Here is a 16,936-nt window from a genome sequence, read left to right as displayed (position 1 = left end):
ACCTGTGGAGAACCGATCAGCCGCCGAGTGCGGTGAGCCAGGTGCGTCGAGCCTCGAGAGCGTCCGACGCCTCCTTGATGGCCTTCTTGTCGCCGGTCTTCTCCGCGGCGGCGAGTTCCGACTCGAGCTTCTCGATCGCCTCGAGCAACTGGCTGCTCATGTCGTTCGCGCGGGCCTTGGTCTCGGGGTTGTTCTTCTTCCAGTCGACCTCTTCGCGCGCCTTGAGCGCCTGCTCGATGACGCGGAGCTTGTCATCGAGTGCGCGCTCCTTGTCGCGGGGGAAGATACGGCCGATCTCGTCCCACTGGCGCTGGATGCGCGTGAGGAGCGCGCGTGCACGCTTGATGTTGGACTCGTCGGCGACGGCCTTGGCTTCTTCCAGGAGAGCCTGACGGGCTTCGATCTTCGGAGCGGACTCTGCCTCTTCGGCGGCGGACTGCTCGGCGCGGGCCGCGTAGAGGGCATCGCCGGCGGCCTTGAAGCGGGCCCACAGCGCGTCATCGGCCTTGCGCCCGGCGCGGCCGGACGCCTTCCACTCGTCGAGGAGCGTGCGATAGGCGGGGATGCCGTCGATACCGCGCGGCGCCAGTGCTTCGGCGCGCTCGATCAGCCGGGTCTTCGCATCGCGAGCGACCTTGTGCGTGTCGTCGAGCTCGGAGTAGAACGCCCGTCGCTGCTTGTCGACGACGGCGCGCGCATCGCGGAATCGCTTCCAGAGCTGCTGCGAGACGTTCTTCGAGAGGCGCGGGCCGTTCTGCTGCTGAGCCTGCCAGGCGTCGAACAGCTCGCCGAGTTCAGCGGTGACCTGCTTCCACTGCACCTTGGACAGATCGCGTGCGGCGATGGCTTCGGCGCGCTCGACGAGGGCGGTGCGCTCGGCGACCGCCTTGTCGAGGACCTCCTTGGCTTCCTGCGCCTCCTGTGCGGTCGCTTCCGAGAGCGACGCGGTCAGGGCGTCGAGACGCTCGCGCAGACCGGCGAGGTCGCCGACCGCTGCGGCATCCGTCGCCTCGGCGATGAGGTGACCCGCCTGCTTCGACAGGTCGCTCGCCGCCGCGCCGCCGGCCTGGTGGCGCTGCTCCAGCGTGTGCACCTTGAAGGCGATGTCTTCGTACTTGCGCACGAAGTAGGCGAGAGCCTCGTCGGGCGTGCCGTCGGGGTACTGGCCGACGACTCGCCAGGTCTCGCCTTCGCGGACCTCGACGCTGCCGTCCTCGGTGACGCGGCCCCAATCCGCCGCGCCGGCGATCGCGGGTGCGACGGGAGCGGTGGGGGCGGGCACGCGCGGAGGCGCCGGAAGGCGCGGCGGTGCAGGAATGGGAGGAGTCGGCTTCGACGGTTCGGTGGCAGACAAGATTTGCTCTCCTTGCGCGGTCATCCCGCGGGAGGGGGAAGGGACGGTGTTCAGCCTAGTATGCGCGCGACCGGGTGCCCGCTGCATCCGGTCCTCGCTTCGCTCACATCTTCGTCACGTCGTCGTGCGGAGAGCGTGCGCCGTGTGCGACTGCGTTCGGAACATGCGCGAAACACGGGCGTCCTACCGTGGGCAGCACTGAGAGAGGGAGGCTTCGTGATGACGGCTCGACGTTCAGCGGGTCCGGTCCTCACCGGGTGCAGCATCGTGATCGCCGGTGTCCGCCATGCGCCGTCCCTCTCTGCAGCGCTCGAACGCCGTGGCGCGAACGTCTTTCGCGTGCCCGAGCCCAGCAACGCGTCGGTGCTCCACGAAGGGGTTCTGCTCACGCGCACCGCCGAACTGATCGCCGATGCGCCGGATGTCGTCGTCGTCACCTCCGGTGCCGGATTCCGCGCGTGGACACGCATGGTTCACGCGAACGACCTCAGCGATGCGCTCTGGGAGACGTTCACGCGCACGCGGTTCGTCGCATGGGGTCCTCGTGCAGAGGGAGCGGTACGCCACGCGGGATTCACGTGCGAGCTGGTCGTCGCCACCGACAGCCCGGACGAGATCGGGGCCTACGTGCGTGGCCGAGGGGTGGGTGGAGCACGCGTCGCCGTTCAGCGTCACGGAGCACGGACCGATGCGCTCGAGGCACTGCTGGTCGCCCATGGGGCATCGGTCGTGAGCGTTCCGGTCGTCGGCTCGGGCACGCCTCAGGACCCGCTCGTCGTGCGTCGCACGGTGATGCAGGCCGCCGCCGGGGAGCTGGATGCGGTGCTGTTCACCTCGGCTTCCGGCGCTGAGGAATGGCTGCGTGCGGCGGAATCGACCCGCGCGCTGGATGCCGTCCGGCGACGAGCATCCACCGGTGCGTTGCTTCTGAGCGCCGGACCGGCGCCGCATGCGCTGCTCGACGGTGAGAACCTGCGCACGACGGTCGCCGCGCGCGGTCGGGTCGGTGCATTCGTGCGGGAGGTCGTGGAGCACTTCGGATCGGGCCGACGGCCGATCATCCGTACGACATCGGGGGCCGTGGAGATGCGCAGTGGGGGAGCCGTCATCGACGGCAGGTTCGTTCCTCTGGCGCGCACATCGGCGAGTGTTCTCGGAGCGCTCTTCGATGCCGGCGGACACGTGCTCTCCCGCGAGGAACTCGTCCGTGCGCTGCCGCGCGGGCGGGAGAGGGTCCATGCGGCGGAGATGGCGGTGGCGCGGCTGCGCGAGGCTCTCGGCGCTCCCGACATCGTGAAGACCGTCGTCAAGCGCGGATACCGCCTCAACGTCGACGAGTCGGACTGACCCCGCGGCAGGGATCGCGCAGAGCGCGTCCGCCGTGGTGGGCGCTACTGGGCCGGTGCGTCCGTCGTCTCGGGCTCGGGTGCCGGTGACTCGGGCGTCAGCGTCTCGGCGGGTGCCGTCGGCTCGACGGTCGATGTGGGGGTCGGCTCCGGCACGACGACCTGTGCGTGCGCGACCTGACTGGCGATCGCGGCGATCACGATGACCGTGCCGCCGATGCTCGCGATCACGTTGTCGCGCACACGGCGCCGGATCAGCGCCTGGTGCCACGCGCTGCGGGCGGAGTGGAGACGCGCGCGCTCCGCCTGGGTGCGCTCCTGCGCGCTCTTCGAACCCCGTGCCGCCATGCCTGCTCCCTCTGTGCGGACGCCGCTGCGTGACGTCGCCTGAGAGCCTACCGTCGTCAACGTCGTGGGCCCGCATTAGCCTGGGAGGATGACATCCGCCTCCGCACTGCTCTCCGGGCAGACGCCCCTCGCCGTGCGTATGCGCCCGGTGTCGCTCGACGAGGTGGCCGGGCAACGTCACCTCCTGCGGGCCGGATCCCCGATCGTGGCGCTGGCCGATCCCGATGCGACATCGCCGGGAGCGGTGTCGATCATCCTCTGGGGGCCGCCGGGCACGGGCAAGACGACCCTGGCCCAGGCGATCGCCCGCTCGTCGGGCCGGCGCTTCGTCGAACTCTCCGCGATCACCGCCGGAGTGAAAGACGTGCGCGAGGTGATGCAGGAGGCGATCACCCAGCGCGACCTCTACGGGCAGACGACGATCCTGTTCCTCGACGAGATCCATCGGTTCACCAAGGCGCAGCAGGACGCGCTGCTTCCCGGTGTCGAGAACGGATGGGTCATCCTGATCGCCGCCACGACCGAGAACCCGTCGTTCTCGGTCATCTCCCCGCTGCTGTCCCGCTCCCTACTGCTCACGCTGCAGCTGCTGACCGACGACGACATCGGGCTCCTCATCGAACGCGCCGTCGATGACGTGCGCGGTCTTCGCGGTGCCGTCACCCTCAGTGCAGAGGCCCGTGACGCGCTCGTGCGCCTCGCCTCCGGAGATGCGCGCCGCGCATTGACCGGTCTGGAGGCCGGAGCGGCCGTCGCGCTGTCCCGCGATCTCGGCGGGACTGCCCACGATTCCGACGCTGACGATTCCGACGATGACGATTCCGACGATGGCGATTCCGACGATCCCGCCGCGGAGAAGACGATCGCCGTCGCAGCCGACGGGAAGCCCAAAACCGCGACCGTCCCCGAGGTGTCGGCAGACGACGTGGCTCAAGCGGTCGACCGCGCGCTGCTCCGTTACGACCGGCAGGGCGACGAGCACTACGACGTCATCAGTGCCTTCATCAAGTCGATCCGCGGATCCGATCCCGACGCCGCTCTGCACTACCTCGCCCGGATGGTCGAGGCCGGTGAAGATCCGCGCTTCATCGCGCGGCGCCTCGTGATCTCGGCATCCGAAGACATCGGTCTCGCCGATCCGCAGGCGCTGGTCATCGCGGTCGCCGCCGCTGACGCGGTGGCCTTCATCGGTATGCCCGAAGGGCGCATCCCACTGGCCGAGGCGACGATCTACCTGGCGACGACGGCGAAATCCAACGCCGCGTACGTCGGCATCGATGCGGCGATCGCCGACATCCGGTCCGGCGGATTCGGACGCGTGCCCCTGCATCTGCGCGACGCCCACTACCCGGGCGCGAAGCGACTCGGCCACGGACGCGGATACGTCTATCCGCACGACAGCGAGTTCGGGGTCGTCACACAGCAGTACCTGCCCGATGAGCTTCGAGGGCGCCGCTACTACGCGCCGAAGACGCTCGGTGCCGAACGCGATGTGTCCGCCCGGCTGGAACGCATCCGTCGCATCCTCGACGGCGGCTGATCGCCCCGCTCGATGCGTCAGAGTCACCCGCCCCCTACAGTGGTGCGGGTGACTCGCTCCTTGCCGCGCATCCCACCGGATCGCGATCTGTCGATCGACTTCGTCCGTGCGATCTGACTCCCCATCGTCGTGGTGCTGCACGCGTTCCAGATGGGGATCGACGGCGATCCGCCACGAGCGTTCAACGCCCTCGCCGAGTGGGCGCCGCTGGCATGGATCACCTGGATCGGCATGATCATGCCCACGTTCTTCATCGCGGGCGGGTTCGCGGGGATCACGACGTGGCGCCGGCTCAGCCAGCGGGGCGAGAGCGCGGGGGAGTACATCCGCGTCCGCGCGCTGCGGCTCGCGCGGCCCGTTCTCCTCGCCATGCTCGGCGTTCTCCTCGTCATCGGCGTGATGGCGCTCTGCGGTGCCGATCCCGGGTTCCTGCGCAGCTTCGCGTTCCGCCTGGCCGAGCCGCTGTGGTTCATCGCCGTCTACGCCATCTGCACGTCGTTCGTGCCGCTGATGGCCTGGCTCCATCGCAGAGCCGCCTGGGCGACCTACTTCGGTCTTGCGGCACTCGTCGTGGCGGTCGACCTGCTGGACCGGTTCGCCGGCGTCCCGCTGGGCGCACTGAACTGGCTCTTCGTGTGGCTGTTCGTGCAGCAGCTGGGATTCGGCGTGCGGGACCAGTGGTACTCGCGCCGGCCGCGCTGGCTGCTGCTGCTTCTGGCGCTCGTCGCCTACGGATTGATGTGCGTCGCCGTCTTCGGACTGGGCTACGACCCCGACATGATCGCGAACCTGAACCCTCCGACCGTGCTGCTGCTCCTCCTCGGGCTCGCCCAGGTCTATCTCTTCACGCTGCTGCAACCGGCGATCCGTGCGCTGATGAGGATCCGTCCGGTGCTGGTCACCGTCGCCGCCCTCGGAATGTACGGCATGGTGATCTACCTCTGGCACACCGTCGCGATGGCGATCGTCGTCGGGATGCAGCTCGCGCTGGGGCTGCCGTTCCCGCCCGTGCTGACCCCGACCTGGTGGGTGACGCGGATTCCGTGGTTGCTGGCGATCGTCGCGGTCGTCGCCGTGTTCTGTCTCATCGTGCCGCGGATCGAAAGACTGTGGCCGAAGGAGCGCGCGCGGTTCATGCCGCTCTGGGCATCGATCGTCGCCACCACCTTGCTCGTGGCCGCGGTGGGATGGGTGCTCTCGCAGGGCTATCTCACGGCGGGCACACCGGTCGCACTGGGCGTTCTGGCGTGCGCGATCGCATGGCTCACGGTCGGAGGCCCGGGGGAGAGGCGCGGGTTCGTACTGTCGGAGGATGCCTCCGTCGTCGGCGTCGTTCAGGCCGACCGCCGCGTCTGATAAAGTTGAGTGGCTCGAAACAGAGTTTTCGGGCATCTCCTCGTTCACACCCCACCTTGACAGCGCCCCGGCGTGCGCTTCCAGGCCGAACGAGGGCGATACGTCCGTGAGTCGCGAAAGACGCGACCACGTCATCGGAAGGAAAACTTCGTGACCACGAAGTCTCAGGACCGCCGCAAGGTGCGCCTCAGCCGCGCACTCGGCATCCCGCTCACCCCGAAGGCCGCCCGCTACCTCGAGAAGCGTCCCTACGCTCCGGGTGAGCACGGCCGCACCAAGCGCAAGGCTGACAGCGACTACGCCGTTCGTCTGCGTGAGAAGCAGCGTCTGCGCGAGCAGTACGGCATCCGCGAGAAGCAGATGCGCAACACCTTCAACGAGGCCCGTCGCCAGGATGGTCTGACCGGTGAGAACCTGGTCGAGCTCCTCGAGATGCGTCTCGACGCTCTCGTCGTGCGCTCCGGGTTCGCCCGCACGACGGCGCAGGCTCGCCAGCTCGTCGTGCACCGTCACATCCTCGTCGACGGTCAGCTCGTCGACCGCCCGTCCTTCCGCGTGAAGCCGGGTCAGCTCATCCACGTCAAGGCCAAGAGCGAGGGCACCGAGCCCTTCCAGGTGGCAGCAGCCGGCGGTCACGCCGAGGTTCTGCCCCCCGTTCCCGGCTACCTCGAGGTCGAGCTCGACAAGCTCCAGAGCCGTCTGGTTCGTCGTCCGAAGCGCGCCGAGGTCCCCGTGACCTGCGAAGTGCAGCTCGTCGTCGAGTACTACGCGGCTCGCTGAGCCCATCGGACGCCGTCACGGCGTTCATGCGAGAGGCGTCGGGGCAACCCGACGCCTCTCGTCGTTTCCGCATACGATGGTGACACCGCGCCTCCGCGGGTCAATGGCAAGGATGGCGACATGAAGAACATGGTGTGGTTCCTGATGGGTGTGATCGGCGGCTTCGTCGCTGCTCACTTCATGAACAAGGATCCGCGTGGCCACGACATCCTCGCCGACGTCGATGCCAGGATCAACGGTTTCACCGCCCTCATCGGCGACGCGTACCGCGCAGAGGAAGCCCGGCTCACGGAGCCGGGAGACCACTGATCCGCACGCGCACCCGCGCAGCTCTCACCCCTCCGAACAAGGACACCCGGGCACCCTTATGAATTCTGCGGAAATCGCGCAGCGCTACCTCGACTTCTTCGAGAAGAACGACCACGTCATCGTCCCCTCGGCCTCTCTGGTCAGCGACGATCCGTCACTGCTTTTCACGGTGGCCGGCATGGTGCCGTTCATCCCCTATCTGACCGGTGTCGTCCCGTCTCCGCATCCGCGCATCGCCGATGTGCAGAAGTGCATACGCACCAACGACATCGAAGAGGTCGGCAAGACGGCGCGTCACGGCACCTTCTTCCAGATGATGGGCAACTGGTCGTTCGGCGACTACTTCAAAGAGGGAGCGATCCGCTACGCGTGGGAGCTGCTCACCAGCTCCGCGGCAGATGGCGGATACGCCTTCGACGAGAAGGACCTCTGGGTCACGGTCTACGAGACCGACGACGAGGCCGAGTCGATCTGGCGCGACATCATCGGGCTGAAGCCGGAGCGGATTCAGAGGCTCGGTCGCGCGGACAACTACTGGAACACCGGTCAGCCCGGCCCGGGCGGTCCGGATTCCGAGATCTTCTTCGACCGTGGTCCTGCCTACGGCAAAGACGGCGGTCCCGCGGCCGACGACTCCCGGTTCCTCGAGATCTGGAACCTCGTCTTCATGCAGGACTTCATCGAGAACGTCCGTGGCAAGACCGAGTTCGACATCGTCGGCGAGCTGCCGCAGAAGAACATCGACACCGGCATGGGCCTCGAGCGCGTCGCATTCCTGAAGCAGGGCGTCGAGAACATGTACGAGACGGATCAGGTGCGCCCCGTGCTCGACCGTGCTGTCGAGCTGTCCGGCCGCCGCTACGGTGCCGAGCACGACGACGATGTGCGCTTCCGTGTCGTCGCCGACCACGTGCGCTCCTCGCTGATGCTGCTCTCCGACGGCGTGCGACCCTCGAACGAGGGGCGCGGGTACATTCTTCGCCGGCTCATGCGCCGCTCCGTGCGCGCCATGCGCCTTCTGGGCGTCGACGAGCCCGTCTTCCCCGAGCTGTTCGCCGCGTCGCGTGACGCGATGAAGGCCGCGTACCCCGTGCTCGAGAAGGACTGGGCGACCCTGTCCGCATCGGCTTTCGCCGAGGAGGAGACCTTCCGCCGCACGCTCGCGCAGGGATCGACGATCCTCGACCTCGCGCTCGACGAGACCAAGAAGGGCGGAAAGGCGGCGCTCAGCGGCCCCGAGGCCTTCTTGCTGCACGACACCTACGGCTTCCCCATCGACCTCACCCTCGAGGTCGCGGAAGAGGCGGGCCTCGCCGTCGATCGTGCGGCTTTCGACTCCCTCATGAAGGAGCAGCGCGATCGGGCGAAGGCGGATGCCCGCAACCGCAAGCGCCAGCTCGCCGATGTCTCGGTCTACCGTGACCTGCGCGCGCTCGGCGAGACGGGCTTCGACGGCTACGGCGAACTCGAGGTGGAATCGCGCATCCTCGGCATCCTGATCGACGGGCAGCCCGCTCGGGTCGCCAACGAAGGGCAGATCGCCGAGGTCGTCCTCGCCGAGACCACGCTGTATGCGGAGTCCGGCGGCCAGGTCGCCGACAAGGGTGCCATCATCGGCGCGGGCTTCGAGCTCGAGGTCCTCGACGTGCAGCGCCCGGTCCCGGGGCTGATCAGCCACACGGTCGAGGTGTCGCGGGGGAGTGTCTCCGTCGATGACGCCGCCACCACCGTCGTGGATGCCGCGAACCGTCGCGCCGCGCGCCAGGCGCACTCCGCGACCCACCTCGTGCACGCTGCTCTGCGCGACACGCTGGGACCCACCGCGACGCAGGCGGGGTCGCTCAACCGAGCCGGCTACATGCGCTTCGACTTCTCGTGGTCGCAGGCGCTCTCGCTCGACACGCGCACCGAGATCGAGGAGATCACCAACCGGGCCGTGCAGGACGCCCTCGAGGTGACGACTCGCATCGTCTCGTTGGATGAGGCGAAAGAGGCCGGGGCGATGGCTCTGTTCGGCGAGAAGTACGGCAACGTGGTGCGGATGGTCGACATCGGCGGTCCGTGGTCGCGCGAGCTCTGCGCCGGCACGCACGTCAGCACGAGTGCGGAGATCGGACTCGTCAGTCTCGTCGGCGAGTCGTCGGTCGGTGCATCCAACCGTCGCATCGAGGCGCTCGTCGGCGCCGATGCCTTCCGCGATCTCGCGGCCGAGCGGGCTCTCGTCTCGCAGTTGAGCAACTCGCTGAAGACGCCCCGCGAACAGCTTCCCGAGCGCATCGCAGACCTGGCGGCCAGCCTCAAGGCCGCTGAGAAGCGCATCGCCCAGTTCGAAGCGAAGGAGCGGGCAGGGCAGGTTCCGGCCATCGCCGACGCCGCGACGCGTGTGGGAGCCTTCCGCCTCGCCTCGCAGTCGCTGGGCGAGCTCGCATCGGGCGACGATCTGCGTGATCTCGTGCTCGGCGTGCGCGATCGTCTGGGCTCGGACGCCGCCGTCGTGGCACTCGGCGCCGTGGTGAACGGGCGTCCCGTCGTCGTGATCGCCACGAACGACGCCGCACGGACCGCTGGCGCGAAGGCGGGTGCGCTCGCGAAGCGGGCAGCCGGAGTGCTCGGTGGTGGCGGCGGCGGCCGTGATGACGTGGCTCAGGGCGGCGGCACGGATGTCGGGGCACTGCCCGCGGCACTCGATGCCATCGCTCAGGAGCTGCACGCAGCGTGAGCGGCTTCCGTCGCGGAGTGCGATTGGGCATCGACGTCGGTCGGGCGCGCGTCGGGGTCGCCCGGAGCGATCCCGACGGCATGCTCGCCGTCCCGGTCGAGACAGTGCCCCGGTCGGAGACATCGATCGACCGTCTCATCGAGCTCGCCGCCGAGTACGAGCCGTTCGAGTTCATCGTGGGTCTGCCCGTCAACATGCAGGGCACTGACACGGCCTCCACGGTGGACGCACGCGAGTTCGCTGCGACGCTGCAGGTCCGGACGGGAACTCCCGTGCGCCTCGTCGACGAACGACTGAGCACGGTGTCCGCACACGCGGCGCTGCGCTCTTCCGGGAGAAACCAGAAGAACTCTCGTAGCATTGTGGATCAGGTCGCTGCTGTGGTCTTGCTGCAGCAGGCGATCGACATGGAAAAGAGCACCGGAAACCCGGCCGGTGCCGCTGTCCCGCTTGACGAGGAGCACCCCTGAACATGTCTGAACGCGACGGCGCCTCCGCCCCGCAGGATCCGGACGCGCCACTGGGCGATCTGTTCGCGAACCTCCCCGAACCGACGCAGCAGCATCCGACCGTCGACAACAGCGCCCCCGCGCCGGGGTCGCGCAGGGCTGCGCGCGAGGCGGCGACCCGTACCGCCGCCACGTCTGAGCCGGTACCTCCGTCGGTCGAGGTAGCGCCCACCGTCATGCCCGCGGCGACACCGCTCATGGATTCGAGTGTCGCCGACGCCCGCGCGATCGCCGACGCCGACGCCGACGCACACGCGGATGTCTCAGAGCCGGCTCCCGCCCTTGTCACGGCTGCGTCAGTCGAACCGACCGCCTCGGCGGCGGCGATTCTTCCGACCGCGGAGCCCGGCCTCGGGGGCGGACTGGACGACCTGTTCGTCTCACCCGATGACGAGCGCGCAGATGCGCGCGTCCCGAAGAAGAAGCGCCGACGCGGATGCCTGATCGCTCTGATCATCGTCCTCGCGATCATCGGCGGGATCGCGGCGGCCGGCGCCTGGGCGATGAATACCTACGGCGACAAGATCAACGAGTTCCTCGGCTGGGGCGAGCCGGATGACTGGGAGGCGGGCATCGCGACGGGTGAAGCCTTCGTGACGATCAAGGCCGGTGACACCGGGCAGCCCGTGTCGACCGCCCTGTACGAAGCCGGCGTGACCAAGACCTCCGAGGTCTTCTACGACTACCTGATCTCCGAAGGGGAGGCCGTCACCTTCTACCCGGGCGTGTACCGCCTGCAGAAGAAGATGACTGCCGAAGCGGCCCTCGCGGCGCTCCAGGACGGGAGCAACAAGCTCGAGAACACGGTCTCGGTGGCGGAAGGCGGCACGATCGTGTCGTCGCTCCCCGCCATGGCCGAAACTCTCGGTCTGCCGTTGGAGGACTTCCAGGCGGCCGTGGCCGACCCCTCCGCGTACGGCGTGAGTGCGCAGAGTCTCGAGGGGTGGCTGTTCCCCGCGGTCTACACCTTCGACCCCGAGGTGACGGCGCAGCAGGTGATCCAGCGCATGGTGGATCGCACGCGCGAGTCCCTGGCCGCCGCGGGCGTGCCGGATGCTGAGGCGGAACGAGTGCTGACGATCGCGTCGATCATTCAGCGCGAGGGTCGTCTCGACGACTTCGACAAGGTGTCTCGCGTGATCCAGAATCGCCTGGACATCGACATGAAGCTCCAGATGGACTCCACCGCGCAGTACGGCTACGGCTCGCTGCACGAGGGCGTCGTCTCGAGTTCCCAGGAGGCTCTGGAAGATCCGAACCCGTGGAACACGTACGTCAACACCGGGCTCCCGGTGACGCCCATCGCCAGCCCGAGCGACGCCGCGATCAACGCGGCGATGCACCCGGCGGATGGCCCGTGGCTCTACTTCGTGACGATCGACCTGTCGACCGGTGAGACGCAGTTCTCGGAGACCTACGAAGAGCATCAGGCCGGAATCGAGAAGTGGCGTGAATGGTGCCGGGCCAATCCCGACGCCGGCTGCTGACCCGATGACGCCGTTCCGACTCGCGGTGTGGGGCGACCCGATCGCGCACTCCAAGTCGCCCGCGCTGCACGCGGCCGCCTACGGCGTGCTCGGGCTGGAGTGGGAGTACGGACGCTCGCAGGTCGACGTCGACGGCTTCGCCTCGGAGCTGAATGCCCTGGACGAGTCGTGGCGCGGTCTCTCGCTGACGATGCCGCTGAAGGAATCCGCCTTTCACGCGGCGGATGCCACCGATTCCCACGCGATGTCGACGGGTGCCGTCAACACGCTCCTGCTCGGAGATCGCCTCCTCGGCTTCAACACGGATGTGGGGGGAATCGTCGATGCGCTCTCCGAGCACGCGATCACGCAGATCGAGTCGGTGCGCATTATCGGCGCGGGGGCGACGGCGGCATCCGCGCTCGTCGCGGCTCGCGAACTCGGAGTCGTACGCGCCGACATCCGCGCAAGGAATCCTGACCGTGCGGGAGGGTTGCTGGCACTGGGGGAGCATCTCGGCATCTCGGTGCGCGCACACTCCTTCGATGCGCAGGTCGATGCTGCAGACCTGACGATCGCAACGCTCCCGAGCGGGACGACGTTGCCCGACGCCGTCGTCGCCCGGCTCGGCGCGCACGGCGGTCCGCTCTTCGACGCGGCGTACGCGCCCTGGCCGTCTGCTCTGGCGGCCGGATGGGGGAGCGCTCCGGTGATCTCCGGGCTCGGGATGCTCCTGCACCAGGCCGTTCGGCAGATCCGCATCTTCTTGCACGGCGATCCGCTGCACGTGCTGGCGGATGAGGAATCCGTGCTGCGCGCGATGCGCGCAGCACTGTGAGCACCGACGCATCCTGAAACGCGGACGGACCGTGTTCCCGGACATGGGAGACTAGAGCAATGCTCCGCGTGCTGACTGCCGGCGAATCGCACGGCCCCGAACTCATCGCCATCATGGAGGGCCTCCCTTCGGGTGTGCCCGTCTCCTCCGAGGCGATCCAGGCCGACCTCCAGCGTCGCAAGCTCGGCTACGGCCGCGGCTCGCGGATGAAGTTCGAGCAGGACGAGCTGTCGATCTCGGGCGGCGTCCGGCACGGCAAGACCCTGGGCAGCCCGATCGCTCTGCGCATCGGCAACACGGAGTGGCCGAAGTGGGTCGAGGTCATGAGCCCCGAGCCCATCGACCTCACCGAGATGTCGCGCGGGCGAGGTGCCCCTCTGACCCGTCCGCGCCCTGGTCACGCCGACCTGGTCGGCATGCAGAAGTACGACTTCGACGAGGCGCGCCCGATCCTCGAACGCGCCAGCGCCCGCGAGACGGCAGCGCGCGTCGCCCTCGGTGCCGTGGCGCGAGCCTTCCTCAGTGAGCTCGGTATCCGTCTGGTCAGTCACACGCTGTCGATCGGTCCGGTGCAGGTTCCGGCCGGCGCCCCGTTGCCGACCCCCGACGACGTCGAGGCGCTCGACGCCGATCCGTTGCGCTGCTTCGATCCCGCCACCTCCGCCCTGATGGTGGCCGAGGTCGACGACGCCAAGAAAGACGGCGACACGCTCGGAGGCATCGTCGAGGTGCTCGCCTACGGGCTTCCCCCGGGACTCGGTTCGCACGTGCACGGTGATCGTCGACTCGACGCTCGTCTGGCGCAGGCGCTGATGAGCATCCAGGCCATCAAGGGCGTCGAGGTCGGCGACGGGTTCGAGACCACGCGTCGACGCGGTTCCGCAGCCCATGACGAGCTCTTCGCGACCGACGCCGGCATCACGCGGGCCTCCGATCGCGCGGGCGGCATCGAGGGCGGCATGTCCACGGGCACCGTTCTGCGCGTCCGCGCGGGGATGAAGCCGATCGCGACCGTGCCGCACTCGCTGCGGACGATCGACATCGCCACTGGCGACGAGGCGACGGCGCATCACCAGCGCTCCGACGTGTGCGCGGTCCCGGCCGCCGGCGTCGTGGCCGAGGCGATGGTCGCGATCGAACTCGCACGCGCCGTGCTCGAGAAGTTCGGCGGCGACAGCATCCGCGAGACGCGTCGCAATGTCGAGGGGTACCTCGCAGGCATTCCCGACGAGCTCCGCACCGCCCCGGCATCCGAGGCCGCGCTCCTCGCGCATGACGAACAGCACTGACCCCCTGACGCTGGTGCTCGTCGGCCCGATGGCCGCCGGGAAGACCAGCGTGGGGCGTCGCGTGGCACGTCGGTTGCGCGTGCCGTTCATCGACACCGACAAGCGGATCGTCGCCGCCCACGGCCCGATCCCGGCGATCTTCGCGGAGCACGGCGAGGGAGCGTTCCGTGAACTCGAGCGTCTCGCCGTGGCCGACGCCCTCGCCGAGGGAGGAGTCGTCTCCCTCGGAGGCGGAGCGGTGACCGACGCCGGTACGCGCGACCTGCTGCGTGCGCACCGGGTCGTCTTCCTGACGGTCAGCGCCGACGCCGTCGCCGATCGGATTCGCGGTGGCAGCCGTCCGCTCCTCGAGTCCGAGGATCCGCTGGACAGATGGCGGGCGATCTTCGACGAGCGGCGCCCCTGGTACGAAGAAGTCGCGTCGACCACATTCGACACATCACGCAGACCGATGCAGAAGATCGCGGATGAGATCGCGACCTGGAGGAAAGAACAGCGATGAGCACCACGACGATCAGTGTCACCGGGAACGACGCCTACGACGTCTCGATCGGGCGGGGAATCCTCGACCGGGTCTCCGCGGCCCTGTCTCCCGGAGTCCGCAAGATCCTGGTGGTGCACCCGCCGACGCTCGCCGCCCGCGCGGCCGAACTGCGCGATCGGCTCCTCGCGGACACCGCCAACGGCCAGCGTGAGGTACTGCTCGCGGAGATCCCCGATGCGGAGCAGGGCAAGCGCATCGAGGTCGCCGCCTTCTGCTGGCAGGTCATGGGCCAGGCCGACTTCACCCGCACGGACGCCGTCGTGGGTTATGGCGGGGGAGCGGTGACTGATCTTGCAGGATTCGTAGCGGCCACCTGGCTGCGCGGCATCCAACTCGTGCAGGTGCCCACTACCGTGCTGGGTCTCGTCGACGCGTCGGTCGGCGGTAAGACGGGGATCAACACCGCCGAGGGGAAGAACCTCGTCGGCGCGTTCTGGGCTCCGCGCGCCGTCATCGGCGACCTCGATGAGCTGAGCAGCCTGAGCCCGAACGAGGCGACGGCCGGGTTCGCCGAGGTGGTGAAGGCCGGATTCATCTGGTCGCCCGAGATCCTCGACATCATCGAGGCCGATCCCTCCCGCGCCGTCGACCCGCACACCGACGAGTTCCGCCGGGCGGTCGAGCTGGCGATCGGCATGAAGGCCACGGTCGTCTCGGAGGACTTCCGCGAAGCCGGACAGCGCGAAATCCTCAATTACGGGCACACCCTCGGTCACGCCATCGAGCACGCGGAGCGCTACCGCTGGCGTCATGGCGCGGCGATCTCGGTCGGAATGCTGTTCGCCGCAGAGCTCTCGCGTCTGGCCGGACGACTGTCCGATGACGCGGCGGCACGCCACCGCAGCATCCTCGAGTCCCTCGGTCTGCCGACGTCGTACCGTGCCGGCGCGTGGCCGCAGCTGCTCGCGACGATGCAGCGCGACAAGAAGAGCCGCGGCGGGATGCTGCGCTTCATCCTGCTCGATGACATCGCGAAGCCCACGGTTCTGCAGGCTCCGGACGAGTCCCTGCTGTTCGCCGCCTATCAGGAGGTCGGGTCGTGACCCGCCGCATCCTGCTCGTGAACGGCCCCAACCTCAATCTGCTGGGAACGCGCGAGCCCGCGGTGTACGGCACGGCGACTCTCGTCGACGTCGAGCGGATCGCCGCCGAGGCCGCCGCGGCCGCCGGGTTCGAGGTGCGGGCCCTGCAGAGTAATCACGAGGGCGTCCTCATCGACGCGATCCATGCGGCGCGTGATGACTGCGCGGCGATCGTGATCAATCCCGGCGGGCTCACGCACACCTCCGTCGCACTCCGCGACGCGCTGACCGGGGTCGCCCTTCCGTTCGCCGAAGTGCACATCTCGAACGTGTACGAGCGCGAGGAATTCCGTCATCACTCGTACCTGCACGACGTCGCAGCGGTGCGTGTCATCGGCGAGGGCGTGCAGGGGTATGCAGAAGCGGTGCGACAGCTCACCGCGCTCATCCCGTAGAATCTACTGTCGGCCCTTCCCTAGCCTGTCGAGGGCGGCCGCGAAACCACACAGGAACGGAACTCTCAGCGCATGGCATCTACCGCAGACATCAAGAACGGCGTCGTCCTCAGTATCGACGGGCAGCTCTGGAGCGTCATCGAGTTCCAGCACGTCAAGCCCGGTAAGGGTGGAGCGTTCGTCCGCACCAAGCTCAAGAACGTCGTGTCGGGCAAGGTCGTTGACCGCACGTACAACGCCGGTGCGAAGATCGAGATCGAGAACGTCGATCGTCGTGACTTCACCTACCTCTACAACGACGGCGACGGTTTCGTCTTCATGGATGCCACCGACTACGACCAGATCACGGTCGGCGCCGCGACGGTCGGCGACGCCAAGAACTTCCTGCTCGAGAACCAGCAGGTCACGATCGCCCTGAACAACGGCAACCCGCTGTACATCGATCTTCCGGCCTCCGTGACCCTCGAGGTCACCTACACCGAGCCCGGTCTGCAGGGCGACCGCTCATCGGCCGGCACGAAGCCCGCCACCCTCGAGACCGGCTACGAGATGCAGGTTCCCCTGTTCCTCGAGACCGGCACGAAGATCAAGGTCGACACCCGCACGGGTGACTACCTCGGTCGCGAGAAGTAAGGCGTGAGCGCCCGGACGAAGGCGCGCAAGCGCGCACTCGACATCCTGTTCTCCGCTGACGTTCGTGGCGACGAGGTTCCTGTGACCCTCGCCGCAGAGGCGAAGCGTGCGGCGAGCGAGCCCTCCCGCGAGGCCTCCTGGCTGTACGCCCGCGAGATCGTCGACGGCATCATCGATCACCGCGATGACATCGACGAGCAGATCACGACGCACAGTCGCGACTGGAAGCTCGAGCGGATGCCCGCTGTCGACCGTGCGCTGCTGCGCATTGCCGTGTGGGAGATTCTGTTCAACGACGAGGTACCGACCGCCGTCGCGATCGACGAGGCCGTCGAGCTCGCCAAGGAGTTCTCCACCGACGACTCCGGGGCGTTCGTGCACGGCGTCCTCGCTCGGGTGTCCCGCGCCGCCTGACCGGCTCGACAGCC

General features: G+C 68.3%; 17 protein-coding genes. 15 read left to right on the top strand and 2 right to left on the bottom strand.

Annotated elements, in window-relative coordinates:
* Nucleotides 1–16: 16 nt before the first annotated feature.
* Nucleotides 17–1,354 (bottom strand): DUF349 domain-containing protein, encoded by a 1,338-nt coding sequence (locus tag ACIOSY_RS10980; RefSeq protein WP_400853089.1) that lies wholly within the window; start codon nt 1,352–1,354, stop codon nt 17–19.
* Between the two features lie 219 nt (nt 1,355–1,573).
* Between ACIOSY_RS10980 and ACIOSY_RS10975 the strand changes: the two genes are divergently transcribed.
* On the top strand, nt 1,574–2,701 hold the full coding sequence (locus tag ACIOSY_RS10975) for a uroporphyrinogen-III synthase (RefSeq protein ID WP_400853087.1): 1,128 nt from the start codon (nt 1,574–1,576) through the stop codon (nt 2,699–2,701).
* 44 nt (nt 2,702–2,745) lie between these two features.
* Here ACIOSY_RS10975 and ACIOSY_RS10970 read toward each other — a convergent pair whose 3' ends face one another.
* Nucleotides 2,746–3,048, bottom strand: coding sequence for a hypothetical protein (locus ACIOSY_RS10970; RefSeq protein WP_400853085.1), 303 nt, complete (start codon nt 3,046–3,048; stop codon nt 2,746–2,748).
* Between the two features lie 88 nt (nt 3,049–3,136).
* Here ACIOSY_RS10970 and ACIOSY_RS10965 point away from each other — a divergent pair, with 88 nt between their 5' ends.
* From ACIOSY_RS10965 to nusB, 14 genes are all read left to right on the top strand, one after another.
* The gene (locus tag ACIOSY_RS10965; protein ID WP_400853083.1) at nt 3,137–4,588 is read left to right on the top strand and encodes a replication-associated recombination protein A; all 1,452 of its coding nucleotides are present in this window, start codon (nt 3,137–3,139) and stop codon (nt 4,586–4,588) included.
* Between the two features lie 129 nt (nt 4,589–4,717).
* Entirely contained in the window at nt 4,718–5,944 is a 1,227-nt protein-coding gene (locus ACIOSY_RS10960; RefSeq protein WP_400853081.1) for an acyltransferase, read from the top strand.
* Nucleotides 5,945–6,094: 150 nt separating this feature from the next.
* Nucleotides 6,095–6,724: a 30S ribosomal protein S4 gene (gene rpsD, locus ACIOSY_RS10955; protein WP_028501817.1), complete on the top strand. Its 630-nt coding sequence runs from the start codon at nt 6,095–6,097 to the stop codon at nt 6,722–6,724.
* Between the two features lie 120 nt (nt 6,725–6,844).
* The gene (locus tag ACIOSY_RS10950) at nt 6,845–7,033 is read left to right on the top strand and encodes a hypothetical protein (RefSeq protein WP_400853079.1); all 189 of its coding nucleotides are present in this window, start codon (nt 6,845–6,847) and stop codon (nt 7,031–7,033) included.
* Nucleotides 7,034–7,091: 58 nt separating this feature from the next.
* A complete protein-coding gene (alaS, locus tag ACIOSY_RS10945; protein WP_400853077.1) occupies nt 7,092–9,752 on the top strand; it encodes an alanine--tRNA ligase in 2,661 nt (886 codons plus the stop codon).
* Nucleotides 9,749–10,222: a Holliday junction resolvase RuvX gene (gene ruvX / locus ACIOSY_RS10940; RefSeq protein ID WP_400853075.1), complete on the top strand. Its 474-nt coding sequence runs from the start codon at nt 9,749–9,751 to the stop codon at nt 10,220–10,222. Before alaS ends, ruvX begins: the two co-directional genes overlap by 4 nt.
* 2 nt (nt 10,223–10,224) lie before the next feature.
* The gene (mltG, locus tag ACIOSY_RS10935; RefSeq protein ID WP_400853073.1) at nt 10,225–11,748 is read left to right on the top strand and encodes an endolytic transglycosylase MltG; all 1,524 of its coding nucleotides are present in this window, start codon (nt 10,225–10,227) and stop codon (nt 11,746–11,748) included.
* Nucleotides 11,749–11,752: 4 nt separating this feature from the next.
* Nucleotides 11,753–12,565, top strand: coding sequence for a shikimate dehydrogenase (locus ACIOSY_RS10930; protein ID WP_400853071.1), 813 nt, complete (start codon nt 11,753–11,755; stop codon nt 12,563–12,565).
* A gap of 59 nt (nt 12,566–12,624) precedes the next feature.
* Nucleotides 12,625–13,854 carry a chorismate synthase gene (gene aroC / locus ACIOSY_RS10925; protein WP_400853069.1) on the top strand — a complete coding sequence of 410 codons (1,230 nt, stop codon included), beginning with the start codon at nt 12,625–12,627 and terminating at the stop codon, nt 13,852–13,854.
* Complete coding sequence (locus ACIOSY_RS10920) at nt 13,838–14,356, top strand: shikimate kinase (RefSeq protein ID WP_400853067.1); 519 nt, start codon at nt 13,838–13,840, stop codon at nt 14,354–14,356. The genes aroC and ACIOSY_RS10920 overlap by 17 nt, the downstream gene beginning before the upstream one ends.
* Entirely contained in the window at nt 14,353–15,441 is a 1,089-nt protein-coding gene (gene aroB / locus ACIOSY_RS10915) for a 3-dehydroquinate synthase (protein WP_400853065.1), read from the top strand. Before ACIOSY_RS10920 ends, aroB begins: the two co-directional genes overlap by 4 nt.
* A complete protein-coding gene (gene aroQ, locus ACIOSY_RS10910; RefSeq protein WP_400853063.1) occupies nt 15,438–15,875 on the top strand; it encodes a type II 3-dehydroquinate dehydratase in 438 nt (145 codons plus the stop codon). Before aroB ends, aroQ begins: the two co-directional genes overlap by 4 nt.
* 72 nt (nt 15,876–15,947) lie before the next feature.
* Nucleotides 15,948–16,508, top strand: a complete 561-nt coding sequence (gene efp, locus ACIOSY_RS10905; protein WP_400853061.1) for an elongation factor P — start codon at nt 15,948–15,950, stop codon at nt 16,506–16,508.
* Between the two features lie 3 nt (nt 16,509–16,511).
* Nucleotides 16,512–16,922, top strand: a complete 411-nt coding sequence (gene nusB / locus ACIOSY_RS10900) for a transcription antitermination factor NusB (protein ID WP_400853059.1) — start codon at nt 16,512–16,514, stop codon at nt 16,920–16,922.
* The last annotated feature ends 14 nt before the right edge of the window (nt 16,923–16,936 follow it).

This window comes from Microbacterium sp. NPDC087665, from assembly GCF_044743285.1.
GTDB lineage: Bacteria > Actinomycetota > Actinomycetes > Actinomycetales > Microbacteriaceae > Microbacterium.
The sequence above is the reverse complement of the archived record's forward strand: the minus strand, read 5'-3'. Positions and strand labels throughout refer to the sequence as shown.